Below are 12727 nucleotides of genomic sequence, written 5' to 3'. Positions count from 1 at the left end.
CAGCGGAAACACTGGTCAGGGGCACTTGTTCTTTCAGCCCGATTTGGTCCTTGGCAACACTCGGGCAACAGGCGGTCGGCCGATACGACGGCGTACGTGATCGCTGCCCGTGATCCTTTCCCTCAGGCCGCGGCAGGCCGGTAGCGCAGCCAGACGACTCCGGATCGATAGGGCGTGGCCGCGACCAGCTGCAGGCGGATCGGGCCGACTCCGTCGACGATCCGCGGCCCGGCCGGCCAGAGGTGCGGACTCACCCAGAACCAGAACTCGTCGACCAGACCCTGCTGGGCGAGGGTGTGCGCCAGCTCCCCGCATCCGGAGACGATCAGGTTGCCCGCGTGCTTGTCCTTGAGCGCGGGGACGGCGTAGAGACCTCACCCTCAATGAGGGTGGCGTTCCATTCCAGCGGCCCGGTGAGGGTCCGCGAGGCGACGTACTTCGGCATGCCGTTGACCCGCTCCGCCATGTGGCCCATCGACGGATCCTCACCGAGATGCGGCCAGACGGCCGCCAGCCCCTGTACGTCTTGCGACCGAGGAGCAGCGCATCGGCCAGGACCAGCTGCTGGAGGCTACCGTCGGCGCTGTCGGCGTCGAGCTCCAGCCACTCCTCATGTGAGGGCGCCTCGAAAGCGCCGTTGACGGTGACCGAATTGTGAATGATGACTTTGCTCATGGTTACTCCTTCAGGGTTGGTTCATCCGGGAAAGCCCGGCAGATGGGGACCTTTGCGCCTTTCGGATGTCGGGTGACTGGCTCGGCGTACGTCGTCGGACATGCCACGGCCATGTGGCCTGATGGTGGGTGTAGTCGTGGCGGCGGAGCAGCATTGCGGCGAGCATCGTCAGGAACATCACGATGTGCCCGGCCATCATCAGGGTTCCGTCCGAGATGACGCCCGCGGCGAGTGGCAGCAGGAGCAGGACGAACGGGGCGACCATGGCAGCGGACATCTCGACGATCATCCGTCGGTCGTGGCCACGGATCGCCATCCACGTCGCCATGCCGATCGTCATGTTGACGCCCATCACCAGCGTGCCGAGCACCTCGTGGTTGCCGACGCCCGGCCAGATCACCATCCACGGAAGCATGAGTAGCCCCATTCCGGCGAACATGGCCAGCACCATCTCGAGGTAGTGGCCGACGAAGCGGCGAAGGCCCGCTCGTGACCGCAGGAATCGCGTCATCGCGACGGTGGCGGCGGTCGCCAGGGCGGCGCCGACGAGGCCGGCGAGGACGACCTTGGTGGTCAGCGACCAGGGCCATGCGGTACCGGTCAGCTGGGACTGCACCTGGTATTCCAGGCTCTTCGCCACCCAGGTGGCGGTGGCGACGTCGGTGGTTTCGGCGATGTCGCGCAGCACCGGCTCGAACGCGAACTCGTCGTTGCGGTGCAGGTACTCAGGCTGTAGTCCAGCCGTAGCAGCGGCGCGAACGATGGCCGGATTGGATGCCTCTGCTGCCGCGCCGCCTGGCACGAGGAGACGGTCCAGCTCGTCGGCGGTGGAGCCGAGCGTGGAGCGGGGCACGAACGTCAGCCCGTGCTGTGACCGAATCGGCGTGCCGTCCATCGTGAGGGCATGCGTCCGCGCCACGTAGGCAAGCTCGGTGTAGGGGCGGAACGTCGAGGCGAGCTCGATCTCCCCGACGCCCTCGGTCAGCAGGACGCCGACATCGGTCGGGTTCCGGTAGCCGACGTTGAGCAGTGCCACCGAGTCAGCTGGTCTGATCCGAGAACCCGGAAGGGTCGCTGCACCGCCCGGCTGGTAGGTCGTCCAACTCACGGCCGTCGCGACCCGACGCGCGACCGACTCGCCGGCAAAGCGTTCCACGATGCGAAGGGCGCCATCGATCCCGGAGAGCACTCCGGCGGTGGTGACGACATTCCCGTCGTCTACGTAGCGAACATCTCGCTCCCACGCCACGTCCGGGTGGTCGCGCGTCAGCCCGTAGAGCTTGAGCCAGTTCGACGTCGCTGGCCGCCCGTCCAACAGGCCGGCATCGGCGAGCATCTCAACGCCGACACAAATGCCGACGACGGTGGCATCGCTGGCAGCCTGCCGTTCCAGCAGGTCTCGCACCGGCGCCGCCGTGGCGGAACCGCCCGGGATCTGTGGCGCGATGACGACGTCGACACCGGAAGGAAAACGCCTGTCCAGCTCGGCGAAGCTGAAGTCCGGCACGAGGTCCAGGCCGCCGGTGAGCGGCACGGGTCGGCGCTCGGGCGCTGCCGTGTAGACGTTGAACCGCTTCGACGTCGCGAGGACCTCGAACGGAGCAAGGGTGTCGGCGACGTTCGCCCCGTCGCTCCCGAGCAGCACCACAGCGGTCGGCAGCGACCGGTCGTGCCTCGTGCGCGGCGCGTCATCGACGATGCCCCGAACGGCGTCGTTCATCGCCATCGGGTCCGGATAGGTGGAGCCGGCCGCATCTTTGGCCGCCCCCAGACCAGCGCCGACCATCGCCGCCAAAGCCGCGACCACAACGACCAATCCAGCGACGATCCTGAACAACAAGTGCTTCATGTCCTTCTCCCAATTGTAAACGCGAGAATCCTCGCATCAGGAACACTATGTCGGCCTGTTCGCTAATGCAAGAGAATTCGCGTTATAGTTTCCAGCATGGACAACGGACGCACGATGCAACGGCCCGGAGGCCGCTCCGCTCGCGTACGCACCGCCGTCCACGCTGCTGCCCTCGAGCTGCTGGAAACGCACCCGTGGGAGGAGATCAGCGTGCCGCTGGTCGCGGAGGTGTCCGGAGTCCACCAAGCCACCATCTACCGGCGCTGGGGAACGATGTCGGCCCTGCTGAACGACGTCGTCACCGAGTGGTCGGCGACGACCGCTTCGCTACCGGACACCGGGTCACTGCGCGAAGACCTCGAGATCTACGCCGCTGCCGTCGCGACGTCGTTGCAGAAGGGAAACGTTCCACTCATCCTTCGCGCCGTCGTCATGGACATTCACCCGGGCCAACGGCGAGCAGCCTCGGCAGCGTTCATCGAGCGTGAGAGGCAGCTGCAAACCATGCTCGACCGGTCAGAGGGGCGCGGTGAACCCACGCCGACCCTCCAGGAACTTCTGGAGCTGCTGGTCGCACCGCTGTACTTCTACGCCCTCTTCACCGAGCCGCTGTCGAAGGTGGAGACCACGAGACTCGTCGATCGACTTCTGGATGTCGTCGAGCGACGACTCGGCAGCGTGTAGCCATGGGAGAGCCGGATCGTCAGGAACTCCTCACCGCTCTCACCACGGAGCATTTCACCCTCCAAGGAGCGAGGGCGCAGACGGCGAGTGAGAGCGCCTCTCGAGCCTCGTTGTACATCTTCTCCGTCTCGAGCACCTTGATCGCGTTGGGCTTTCTCGGGCAGGGGTCGCAGTCCGGCCAGACCTTCGAGGTGTTCACACTCATCGTGCTGCCCACCCTGTACCTGCTGGGCGTCCTCACCTTCATCAGAGTGGTCGAGTGCGGCGCGGAGGACTACCGGTACGGCGTTGCGATCAACCGCATCCGCAACTACTACAAGCGGATCGCCGGCGACGAGGCGAGACTGTTTCTGCTCTCCGGCCACGACGACGGTCGCGGAGTATTCGGCAATGCCGCGGTTCCGTCTGAAGGTCGGAGGCAGTACTTCTCCTTCGCCAGCGTCGTCGCCTTGATCAACAGCGTGATTGGCGGAAGCACGTGTGCCGTTGCCCTCAGCGTGGTCCTGGATGCGTCCCTCGGTGTTGCTTCCGGCGCAGGCGGAGCGCTGGGACTGCTCTCATTGATCCTGCTGCTCCGCCACGCCAGTCGTCTGCTGCAGAAGCGTGCCGGCAGCACCGAGGTGATCTTCCCGTCTCCGGACGATGCCTAGCTCGGCGCTGCAAAGCGGGAAACGGAACACCTCATGGCCACACCTGGATCGTGCGGTCGGGGCCCTCGAGGGCGAGGACGTAGAGGGTGGTGATGCTGGCTCGGTAGAGCCTGTGGCGAGCCCCGTCGGTGACTTGCGACAGGTTCCACTTCCCACCCCCGTCTCGCACGCAGCATTCGGAGAAGAGGCCGATGTTTCCGGCCGCGAGGTTCCGGTCGCACTCCTGTGCGAGCGCCTCTGCGTACACCGCTGTCGCGTTGCCGATCGCGACGGAGGAGTCGAAGACCGTGACGGCGACGGCGGGGTTGTCGGCGATCAGCCGCGAGTGCCGCGAATCCGGCGAGGAGACCCACCACAGATCCGGGGGCCGGTCGGACCAGTCCCCGTGCGCGAGGTAGACCGGTGAGGCCCACGGGGTTCCGTCGGCACTCGCGGTGGCGAGCACGCCGTAACGCGTGCCTCCGAGGACTCGCATCGCCGCGGCGACGAGATCGCTTGCGGTGTCCGCGGTCACCGGGCGACCCGGTAGCGCAGGTGCAGGACGCGGTCGCCCTGAATCACCACGTTGGCGTCCTCGAGGTGGCGAAGGCCCTCGACCGACCCGAAGTAGCGTTTCCCCGAGCCGAACACGACCGGGACGACGTCCATGGCGACCTCGTCCACGAGCCCGAGGGCGAGGGCCTGGCCGCCGACGTCACCGGCGGCCACCGAGACTGTTCTGTCACCGGCCAGTTCCTTCGCCTTCGCCACGGCGGTCGCGACATCGTCGACGAAATGGAAGGACGCCTCGGGGTGCCAGCCTTCGGGTTTCGGGCGGTGCGAGACCACCACCACATGGTCGCCGGCGGCCGGTTTGCCCTCCCACCCGTTCATCATGTCGAAGAGGTGCCGGCCGATGACCATGCTGCCAATCCCTGCCCATGCCGGGCCCACGTAGGCGGCCGATTTGCGGGACACCCGGAACGCGCCCTGGTCCGTCAAGGACGTGTCTCCGTTGTAGTACCAGTCGAAGAGGGGTCCGATGTCGTCGTGGTCATCGGCGATGAACCCGTCCACCGAGACGACGTTGTGCATCACGACGCTGCTCATGCTGTGCTCCTGAAGGTGAGGTGATGGGTGGTACAGGTCTACCGCCGCCGCCAGCCGAAGTCCGAAAGATTCTGACTATCCTGAATCCATGTCGGACCTGCCAGAGCGATCGATCGACTTCGTGTTCGGCGAGGACGACCTGCTGCGCACGCGTTTCGCGGTCTCACCGTTGACCGAGCTCGTTGCCGCGACGTACGTGCTCCGCCAGCCGCGGCGCTTTCCCCCGCACCGCAGGTGGGTCGAGTCGGCCGCACCTCGCGTCGCCGGCCTTCGCCTTGGCCTGCTGTTCGCGGTCAATCCTCTGGGGCGCACGAGGTGGCCCAACTTCAACGCTCCACCCCCGCTCAACCCGCACCCGCGAATCGAGGACGAGCTGGCCCGGGTGGCATCGACCGACCCCGAAATCGTCCATGCCGACCTCCACAGGGCCTACCCCGAGGGGATCCCACCCGAGGCCAGACCTTTCCTCGACGACACCGAGCCGGCCGTGTCCGAGCTCGTCGCCCAGATGAGCGCCTTCTGGGCGGCGACGCTGAAACCCTGGTGGGACCGGATGTCGGCCTTCCTCGAGAGCGAGATCGCCGCCCGAGCCCGTCGGCTCGTCACCACCGGCGGCGTCGCGGCATTCGCCGACCTCGACCCCACCGCCAGCTGGGACGGCCGGACTCTCTCCGTGGCCGCCGTCCGGATGGAGCCCCGGACCGTGCACCTTGGCGGGCGCGGCCTGCTGCTACTGCCGTCAGTGCTCGCCTTCGGCGCATGGCCACGGGTGGAGGCCCCGTGGGACCCTGCGCTGACCTACCAGCCCCCCGGGATCGGGGATGTCTGGCTGCAGCACGTGGACGCCGGAGTGGCGCTCGCCGACCTCCTCGGCCGACGACGCGCCAGCCTCCTGAGGACCCTGGATCGCCCCGCGTCGACCAGGGCACTCGCCGACCGCACCGGCTGGAGCCCGGGCGGAGTGAGCACGCACCTCGGGGTTCTGCTGCGGGCCGGCCTCGTCGCCCGGCGCAGGGACGGTCGCGAGGTCAACTACTCCCGGACGGCGACCGGCGACGCACTGGTGGCCAGGAACTGACGCCGACCGAATCACTCGTCCCGCTCGCGACGACGCTGCCGGCCTTCACGACGGTTCGGTCGTGAGGGGCTACGACGACCGCTTCGGCACCCGATGCCGCGGGTACGACAACGAGGTCGCCGATTGCGCCGGGGACGATTCCGGACGCCTCGCCGCCGAGAAGGCGACCACCTCCCGTGGTGGCTGCGACGAGCACCAGCTCGATGTCCTCGTCACGGCGGAACATGCTCCGGTAGGCGATGTGTCTGGCGCGGTCGAGCATGTCGCCAGTGCCATACGGCCCCCACAGATCCCGGATGCCGTCGTGTCCACAGCCGACGACAACGCCGGCCTCGTGCAGGAGCCGTAGCGGGGGCACCGGAAAGTTGTACGGTGCAGCAGTGATCACGCCTATCCCGGCTCCGGCCAGCTGGTCGGCGAGGTCACGTGCGTCGTGATCGTCGAGGTCGCCGAAGGCATATACGTGGCTGACGACGACCCGACCGGGCAGACCCAGCGCCGCGGTCCTCTCAATGACCAGATCCAGCTCCCGCCTACCAGTCGACCCGTGACCGTGCAGGTGCAGGTCGACCATCGCGCCGTGTCGGTCCGCGATCCCGAAGATGGTGTCGAGGTATCGCACTGGGTCGCCCTCCGCAGCAGGGTCGAGACCGCCGACGACCGATGCTCCGCTCTGTACCGCCTCCGCGAGCAACTCGGCGGTTCCCGGCATCGACAGCAGACCGTGCTGCGGAAATGCGACCTGCTGGATGGTCACTCGGCCGGACATGTCGTCCGAGAGTTGCTGGACTGCGATCACGCCGTCGAGGCCCACGTCCGGGTCGACGTCGGTGTGCGTGCGAATCGTGGTCGTCCCGAAGCCAGACATCGCGGTCACCAGTGACTCCATGGACGCGTAGTCAGGAATTCCCAGCTCAGTGCGACGGAGCCGGTCGTTCGCGATCCGGTCCGAGAGCGCATCCCCGGCCGAGTGCGGCACCCACTCCCGTCCGAACAGCGTCTTGTCCAGGTGACAATGCGCCTCGACTAGACCGGGCAACACCAGACATTCTCTGGCGTCGACGACTTCTACCGCGTCGACCGCTCCGGGTTCGTGCGGCGTCACGGCAGCGATGCGCCCGCCGGAGTCGATGGCCACGTCGACGGGTTCGGACGTACCCAACAACAACCCGCCGCGAACCAGCAAGCCCGTCACGACCGCACATCCCACGGCGGCAGGTCTGGCCGGTTGCCCATCCGAGAGTTCCGCCGGCTCCGCGGCGAAGCGTGCAGTCCAGGGAAGGTCATGTGGAATCTCTCGGGTATCGGACACCTCTGGCAAGGCCAATCCGACTCTAAGCTGCCCGTCGGGGCTACAGGGATTTGCCGTACCCCTGACGATTCAGGGTGGCTACAGGAGTGCCGACGTAGCGTGGCCGACATGAAGAAACGAATGATCATCGCCGGCTTCGGTGCGACTGCAGTGCTCGTCGTGTCGGCAGCCGGTATCGCGTACGCGTCGTCCGACGACGACGGCGAGGGGACCGTGACCGGGTCGCAGGCAGACAAGGCCTCTGCTGCTGCCCTGGAGCTGACCAAGGGCGGTACCGCGAACGCCGTCGAGCGTGACTCCGAGAACGGTGCGACCTGGGAGGTCGAGATCACCAAGACGGACGGCAAGACCGTCGACGTGAGGCTCGACGAGAACTACGAGCTCGTCGTCATCGAAGGAGATCGCGAAACGAAGTAGGCGCTACTGTCTGCGCATGAACGATCTCTCGATCCTCGGTGTCATTCTGGCCGCGCTGGCCTTCTTCTTCCTCGGCGCCCTCTGGTACACGATCCTGTTCGGCAAGCTGTGGCGTGCCGACATGGGTATCGGTGACGACGAGGTGGGTTCACCGCAACCCCTCATGTTCGTTGGTTCCATCCTCTGCGGGATCGTCATCGCCGTCACCCTCGGCCTGCTGATCGGCGACCGCGGCGCCGACTGCGGACTCAAGGTCGGCGCGGGAACGGGCTTCGGCATCGGGGCGGCGATCATGGCGCAGAATGCGATCTACGAGTCGCGCTCGGTCCGCTTCTGGGCGATCAACGCCGGCTACGTCGTGGTCGGGCTCGCCATCATGGGCGTCATCCTGGGAGCGCTCCAGGCGCCCTGAGGTTTCGATACAACCCGCTCGTTCCTCGCGGGCCACTCAACCCAGGCGTGCATGTCCGATTTCCGCTAGAAAGTGTCTCCCGCGGCCGTCATGATGGGGACATGATCGAAGACCACGAACGGTGCTACCGGGCGGTGAAGTCGCGCGACCCGCGCTTCGACGGCGTCTTCTACACCGGCGTCCGCACCACCGGCATCTACTGTCGTCCATCCTGTCCGGCCATCACGCCGCAGCAGCGCAACGTGCAGTTCTTCGCGAGCGCCGCCGCCGCACAGGACGCCGGCTTCCGAGCCTGCCGCCGCTGCCGACCCGACACGACCCCCGGTTCGCCGGAGTGGAACGTGCGCGCCGACGCCGTCGCCCGCGCGATGCTCCTCATCGGTGACGGCGTCGTGGAGCGCGAGGGCGTCGACGGACTCGCGTCACGGCTCGGGTTCAGCACCCGGCACGTCAACCGGATGGTCACCGACGAGCTCGGGGCCGGGCCGCTCGCGCTGGCCCGCAGCCGTCGATCGCAGTCGGCCCGGGTTCTCATCGAGACCACGGACATGCAGATGGCCGACATCGCATTCGCCGCGGGGTTCGCGTCCATCCGCCAGTTCAACGACTCGATCCGGCTCGTCTATGCGATGTCGCCCACGGAGATGAGAGGTCGCAGGAGGGCCAAGCCGTCCGGCCGGCTCACCGTCCGCCTGGCGGTTCGGCAACCGTTCGCCTGGTCCGGTCTGCTCGCCTTTCTCGGTGACAGGGCGATCGCCGGCGTCGAGCACGTCACAGGCGAGTTCTATGCGCGGGTGCTGCGGCTGCCACACGGCCTCGGCGTCGTCCGACTCACGCCGCACGACGATCGCGTGGACGCCGAGCTCGAGCTCGACGACCTGCGCGACGCCGCCGTGGCGGTCGAGCGTTGCCGACGTCTTCTCGACCTCGACGCCGACCCGATCGCGATCGGCGAGGTGCTCGGCCACGACCCACTGCTCGGCCCGCTCGTGCAAGAAGTGCCGGGGCAGCGGCTTCCCGGCCAGGTCGACGGGTTCGAGGTCGCCGTTCGAGCGATCGTGGGTCAGCAGGTCTCGGTCGCGGGGGCACGCACCATCCTCGGCCGGTTCGCGAGCACGTACGGAACCCCGGTCTCCTTCGACCTCGCAGCCGAGCACGGCCTCACGCACGCCTTCGCCACCGCGGAGTCGATGGTTGACGCCGACGACGCCGCCCTGAGCATGCCTCGCTCCCGGGCGCAGGCATTGATCGGCATCGCGCACTCGGTGGCTGCCGGAGAGCTCGACCTGGGTCCCGGGGCCGACCGCGAGGACACCCACAAGCAGCTGCTCGCGCACCGCGGCATCGGACCGTGGACGGCCGACTACATCGTCATGCGGGCGTTCGGCCACCCCGACGTCATGATCGAGACCGACCTCTACATCCGGCGGATGCTCGACCGGCACGGTGTCGACGCCGCCCGCACCACCACCTGGCAACCGTGGCGCTCCTATGCCGCTCTCCACCTGTGGCGGCTCGCCGCCCAGAACGAATCTGCACAGCCCGAAAGGATCCCCTCATGACCACACGATGGATGGACTCGCCGATCGGCGGACTCCGGCTGCATGCCCACGCCGGACTGCTGACGGCCATCGACTTCGACGCCCGACCGAGGCGCGAAAAGGCGGCGGACCCGCTGCTCGACGAGGCCGAGCGTCAGCTCACGGAGTACTTCGCCGGCGACCGCACCGACTTCGACCTCCCGCTGGCCAGCGAGGGCTCGGAGTTCCAGAAGAAGGTCTGGGCGGAGCTGCAGCGCATCCCGTTCGGCGAGACCGCCAGCTACGGCGACGTCGCCCGTCGCCTCGGCTATGAGCCGGTCATATCGCGGGCGGTCGGAGCTGCCAACGGGGCCAACCCGATCCCGATCGTCGTGCCCTGCCACCGCGTCATCGGCGCCGACGGGACTCTCACCGGATATGCCGGCGGGATAGAGCGCAAGAAGGTGCTACTCGCCCTGGAGCAGCCCGGTCTGTTCTGATGCGTCAGAAGTCAGGATGCGCGGCGGAGGGTCTGGCTGAGTCGTTCGGCCGCGGCGGCGACGGCCGGGGCGTGCATGCGTCCCGGCTGGCGGGTGAGGCGCTCGAGGGGGCCGGACACGGACACCGCGGCGACGACCTTGCCGGAGGGGGAGCGCACCGGAGCGGACACCGAGCCGACGCCCGTCTCGCGTTCGCCAACGCTCTGGGCCCAGCCGCGGCGGCGCACGGCGGACAGCTCGGCGGCGGAGAACGTCGACTTGAGGAGGCCCTTGTTCATCCGCTCCGGGTCCTCCCACGCGAGGAGCACCTGGGCCGCGGAGCCGGCACTCATCGTCAGCTGGCTGCCGACCGGGATGGAGTCGCGCAGGCCGGTGGGACGGTCGGCGGCGGAGACGCAGATGCGGAAGTCGCCCTGGCGCCGGAAGAGCTGGGCGGACTCGCCGGTGATGTCGCGCAGCCGCGCGAGCACGGGACCGGCGGCGGCGAGCAGACGGTCCTCGCCGGCTGCTGCGGCCAGCTCGCCGAGACGGGGCCCGAGCGTGAAGCGTCCCTGCATGTCGCGGGCGACGAGACGATGGTGCTCGAGAGCGACCGCGAGGCGGTGCGCCGTCGGACGTGCCAGGCCGGTGCTCGCGACGAGTCCGGCCAGCGTCGCCGGGCCCGGTTCGAGTGCGGCAAGCACCAGCGCGGCTTTGTCGAGAACCCCGACGCCGCTTGACTTGTCCATACCTTGATACTGCCGTATCGGATCCTGAGATACAAGCGTAGGCTCGTGGCCATGGGAAAGACCCTTGCCGAGAAGATCTGGGACGACCACGTCGTCCGCCATGCCGACGGTGAACCCGACCTGCTGTACATCGACCTCCACCTCATCCACGAGGTCACCAGCCCGCAGGCGTTCGACGGGTTGCGCCTCTCCGGCCGCACGGTGCGACGTCCCGACCTGACGCTCGCGACCGAGGACCACAACATCCCGACCACCGACCTCGACAAGCCGATCGCCGACCCGGTGTCGCGAAAGCAAGTTGAAACACTTCGCAGGAATGCGGCCGAGTTTGATCTTCGCCTCTATCCGATGGGCAACCTCGACCAGGGAATCGTGCACATCATCGGCCCACAGCTCGGCCTCACCCAGCCGGGCATGACCATCGTCTGCGGCGACTCGCACACGTCCACCCACGGCGCGTTCGGCTCGATCGCGTTCGGCATCGGCACCAGCGAGGTCGAGCACGTGCTCGCCACCCAGTCGCTGTCGCAGGCCCGGCCAAAGATGATGGCCGTCGATGTGGTCGGCGAGCTGCCCGAGGGGTCCACCGCCAAGGACCTCATCCTCGCGCTCATCACACAGGAGACGACCGGCGGTGGCCAGGGCTACATCGTGGAGTATCGCGGCGAGGCCATCCGCCAGCTGTCGATGGAAGCCCGCATGACGATCTGCAACATGTCGATCGAGTGGGGCGCCAAGGCCGGTCTCATCGCCCCCGACCAGACCACGTTCGACTACATCCAGGGCCGACCGCACGCGCCCGAGAACTGGGACGAGGCGGTCGCATACTGGTCGAGCCTGGTGACCGATGACGACGCGAAGTTCGACAAGGTCGTCACGATCGACGCCTCGCAGGTCGCGCCGTTCGTCACTTGGGGCACCAACCCCGGCCAAGGCGTTCCTCTGTCCGGCTCCGTTCCCGACCCGCAGTCGTTCGACGACGCCAACGAACGCATCGCCGCCGAGCGCGCGCTGGAGTACATGGGCCTCTCGGCTGGCACCCCGATGCGCGAGATCGACGTCGACACCGTCTTCATCGGCTCCTGCACGAACGGGCGCACGGAGGACCTCCGCACCGCCGCGTCGCTCATCAAGGGACGTCACGTCGCCGCCGACACCCGCATCCTCGTGGTGCCGGGCTCGGTGCGCGTGCGCCTGCAGGCCGAGGAGGAGGGCCTCGACGTCATCTTCAAGGAGGCCGGCGCCGAGTGGCGCGGCGCAGGGTGCTCGATGTGTCTTGGCATGAATCCCGACCAGCTCATGGTGGGTGAGCGCGCCGCGTCGACGTCGAACCGCAACTTCGAGGGTCGTCAGGGCAAGGGCGGGCGCACGCACCTCGTCTCGCCGGAGGTTGCCGTCTCCAGCGGGGTGCTCGGACATCTGGCGGGTCCGAACGATCTACCGCCGCTGGAAGCCTGACATGGAGAAGTTCACCTCGCACACGGGCTCCGGCGTTCCGCTGCGACGCAGCAACGTCGACACCGACCAGATCATCCCGGCCGTCTACCTCAAGCGGGTCACCCGCACCGGCTTCGAGGACGGGCTGTTCGCCGCCTGGCGCAACGACCCGTCGTTCGTGCTCAACCAGGACGCCTACAAGGACGCCACCGTGCTCGTGGCCGGCCCCGACTTCGGCACCGGCTCGTCGCGCGAGCACGCCGTGTGGGCGCTGCAGAACTACGGCTTCAAGGTCGTCATCAGCCCGCGGTTCGGCGACATCTTCCGCGGCAACTCCGGCAAGTCCGGCCTGCTGGCCGCCGAGGTCGACGACAAG

General features: G+C 67.8%; 14 protein-coding genes and 1 pseudogene. 9 read left to right on the top strand and 6 right to left on the bottom strand.

What is annotated here, in order from left to right; translation table 11 throughout:
* Positions 1-122 precede the first annotated feature (122 nt).
* Both ACRDPN_RS01970 and ACRDPN_RS01965 read right to left on the bottom strand, forming a co-directional pair.
* A pseudogene (locus ACRDPN_RS01970) lies at positions 123-353 on the bottom strand (dihydrofolate reductase family protein); the annotation flags it as partial.
* Between the two features lie 332 nt (positions 354-685).
* Positions 686-2524 (bottom strand): DJ-1/PfpI family protein, encoded by a 1839-nt coding sequence (locus ACRDPN_RS01965; RefSeq protein WP_431445648.1) that lies wholly within the window; start codon positions 2522-2524, stop codon positions 686-688.
* A 96-nt stretch (positions 2525-2620) separates the two neighbouring features.
* Between ACRDPN_RS01965 and ACRDPN_RS01960 the strand changes: the two genes are divergently transcribed.
* Both ACRDPN_RS01960 and ACRDPN_RS01955 read left to right on the top strand, forming a co-directional pair.
* Positions 2621-3208: a TetR/AcrR family transcriptional regulator gene (locus ACRDPN_RS01960; protein ID WP_431445647.1), complete on the top strand. Its 588-nt coding sequence runs from the start codon at positions 2621-2623 to the stop codon at positions 3206-3208.
* Positions 3209-3210: 2 nt separating this feature from the next.
* Positions 3211-3858, top strand: coding sequence for a hypothetical protein (locus ACRDPN_RS01955; RefSeq protein ID WP_431445646.1), 648 nt, complete (start codon positions 3211-3213; stop codon positions 3856-3858).
* 31 nt (positions 3859-3889) lie between these two features.
* Here the strand turns inward: ACRDPN_RS01955 and ACRDPN_RS01950 are convergent, their stop codons facing one another.
* Together ACRDPN_RS01950 and ACRDPN_RS01945 are read right to left on the bottom strand one after the other, a co-directional pair.
* Positions 3890-4372, bottom strand: a complete 483-nt coding sequence (locus ACRDPN_RS01950; RefSeq protein ID WP_431445645.1) for a pyridoxamine 5'-phosphate oxidase family protein — start codon at positions 4370-4372, stop codon at positions 3890-3892.
* Positions 4369-4947 carry a dihydrofolate reductase family protein gene (locus ACRDPN_RS01945; protein ID WP_431445644.1) on the bottom strand — a complete coding sequence of 193 codons (579 nt, stop codon included), beginning with the start codon at positions 4945-4947 and terminating at the stop codon, positions 4369-4371. Before ACRDPN_RS01945 ends, ACRDPN_RS01950 begins: the two co-directional genes overlap by 4 nt.
* 88 nt (positions 4948-5035) lie before the next feature.
* Between ACRDPN_RS01945 and ACRDPN_RS01940 the strand changes: the two genes are divergently transcribed.
* Positions 5036-6025: an ArsR/SmtB family transcription factor gene (locus tag ACRDPN_RS01940; protein WP_431445643.1), complete on the top strand. Its 990-nt coding sequence runs from the start codon at positions 5036-5038 to the stop codon at positions 6023-6025.
* Here ACRDPN_RS01940 and ACRDPN_RS01935 read toward each other — a convergent pair.
* On the bottom strand, positions 5976-7220 hold the full coding sequence (locus ACRDPN_RS01935) for an amidohydrolase (RefSeq protein WP_431445642.1): 1245 nt from the start codon (positions 7218-7220) through the stop codon (positions 5976-5978). The genes ACRDPN_RS01940 and ACRDPN_RS01935 overlap by 50 nt on opposite strands.
* Positions 7221-7445: 225 nt before the next feature.
* On the opposite strand from ACRDPN_RS01935, the gene ACRDPN_RS01930 reads away from it, so the two are divergent.
* From ACRDPN_RS01930 to ACRDPN_RS01915, 4 genes are all read left to right on the top strand, one after another.
* Positions 7446-7754 carry a hypothetical protein gene (locus ACRDPN_RS01930; protein WP_431445641.1) on the top strand — a complete coding sequence of 103 codons (309 nt, stop codon included), beginning with the start codon at positions 7446-7448 and terminating at the stop codon, positions 7752-7754.
* Between the two features lie 16 nt (positions 7755-7770).
* Positions 7771-8166 (top strand): DUF1761 domain-containing protein, encoded by a 396-nt coding sequence (locus ACRDPN_RS01925; protein ID WP_431445640.1) that lies wholly within the window; start codon positions 7771-7773, stop codon positions 8164-8166.
* A 101-nt stretch (positions 8167-8267) separates the two neighbouring features.
* Positions 8268-9728 (top strand): AlkA N-terminal domain-containing protein, encoded by a 1461-nt coding sequence (locus ACRDPN_RS01920; RefSeq protein WP_431445639.1) that lies wholly within the window; start codon positions 8268-8270, stop codon positions 9726-9728.
* Complete coding sequence (locus ACRDPN_RS01915) at positions 9725-10186, top strand: methylated-DNA--[protein]-cysteine S-methyltransferase (RefSeq protein ID WP_431445638.1); 462 nt, start codon at positions 9725-9727, stop codon at positions 10184-10186. Before ACRDPN_RS01920 ends, ACRDPN_RS01915 begins: the two co-directional genes overlap by 4 nt.
* A gap of 11 nt (positions 10187-10197) precedes the next feature.
* Here the strand turns inward: ACRDPN_RS01915 and ACRDPN_RS01910 are convergent, their stop codons facing one another.
* Entirely contained in the window at positions 10198-10914 is a 717-nt protein-coding gene (locus tag ACRDPN_RS01910) for an IclR family transcriptional regulator (RefSeq protein WP_431445637.1), read from the bottom strand.
* Positions 10915-10965: 51 nt separating this feature from the next.
* Here ACRDPN_RS01910 and leuC point away from each other — a divergent pair, with 51 nt between their 5' ends.
* Together leuC and leuD are read left to right on the top strand one after the other, a co-directional pair.
* Positions 10966-12372, top strand: a complete 1407-nt coding sequence (leuC, locus tag ACRDPN_RS01905; RefSeq protein ID WP_431445636.1) for a 3-isopropylmalate dehydratase large subunit — start codon at positions 10966-10968, stop codon at positions 12370-12372.
* A 1-nt stretch (position 12373) separates the two neighbouring features.
* The coding region (gene leuD, locus ACRDPN_RS01900; RefSeq protein WP_431445635.1) for a 3-isopropylmalate dehydratase small subunit at positions 12374-12727 on the top strand (354 nt) is incomplete at its 3' end.

It is taken from the genome of Aeromicrobium sp. (genome assembly GCF_050700635.1).
GTDB lineage: Bacteria > Actinomycetota > Actinomycetes > Propionibacteriales > Nocardioidaceae > Aeromicrobium.
The sequence above is the reverse complement of the archived record's forward strand: the minus strand, read 5'-3'. Positions and strand labels throughout refer to the sequence as shown.

What these genes read in the sequence shown, in the direction of transcription:
- ACRDPN_RS01965 (WP_431445648.1), bottom strand. Translation starts at nt 2,524, where the DNA reads ATGAAGCACTTGTTGTTCAGGATCGTCGCTGGATTGGTCGTTGTGGTC.
- ACRDPN_RS01960 (WP_431445647.1), top strand. Translation starts at nt 2,621, where the DNA reads ATGGACAACGGACGCACGATGCAACGGCCCGGAGGCCGCTCCGCTCGC.
- ACRDPN_RS01955 (WP_431445646.1), top strand. Translation starts at nt 3,211, where the DNA reads ATGGGAGAGCCGGATCGTCAGGAACTCCTCACCGCTCTCACCACGGAG.
- ACRDPN_RS01945 (WP_431445644.1), bottom strand. Translation starts at nt 4,947, where the DNA reads ATGAGCAGCGTCGTGATGCACAACGTCGTCTCGGTGGACGGGTTCATC.
- ACRDPN_RS01940 (WP_431445643.1), top strand. Translation starts at nt 5,036, where the DNA reads ATGTCGGACCTGCCAGAGCGATCGATCGACTTCGTGTTCGGCGAGGAC.
- ACRDPN_RS01930 (WP_431445641.1), top strand. Translation starts at nt 7,446, where the DNA reads ATGAAGAAACGAATGATCATCGCCGGCTTCGGTGCGACTGCAGTGCTC.
- ACRDPN_RS01925 (WP_431445640.1), top strand. Translation starts at nt 7,771, where the DNA reads ATGAACGATCTCTCGATCCTCGGTGTCATTCTGGCCGCGCTGGCCTTC.
- ACRDPN_RS01920 (WP_431445639.1), top strand. Translation starts at nt 8,268, where the DNA reads ATGATCGAAGACCACGAACGGTGCTACCGGGCGGTGAAGTCGCGCGAC.
- ACRDPN_RS01915 (WP_431445638.1), top strand. Translation starts at nt 9,725, where the DNA reads ATGACCACACGATGGATGGACTCGCCGATCGGCGGACTCCGGCTGCAT.
- ACRDPN_RS01910 (WP_431445637.1), bottom strand. Translation starts at nt 10,914, where the DNA reads ATGGACAAGTCAAGCGGCGTCGGGGTTCTCGACAAAGCCGCGCTGGTG.
- leuC (WP_431445636.1), top strand. Translation starts at nt 10,966, where the DNA reads ATGGGAAAGACCCTTGCCGAGAAGATCTGGGACGACCACGTCGTCCGC.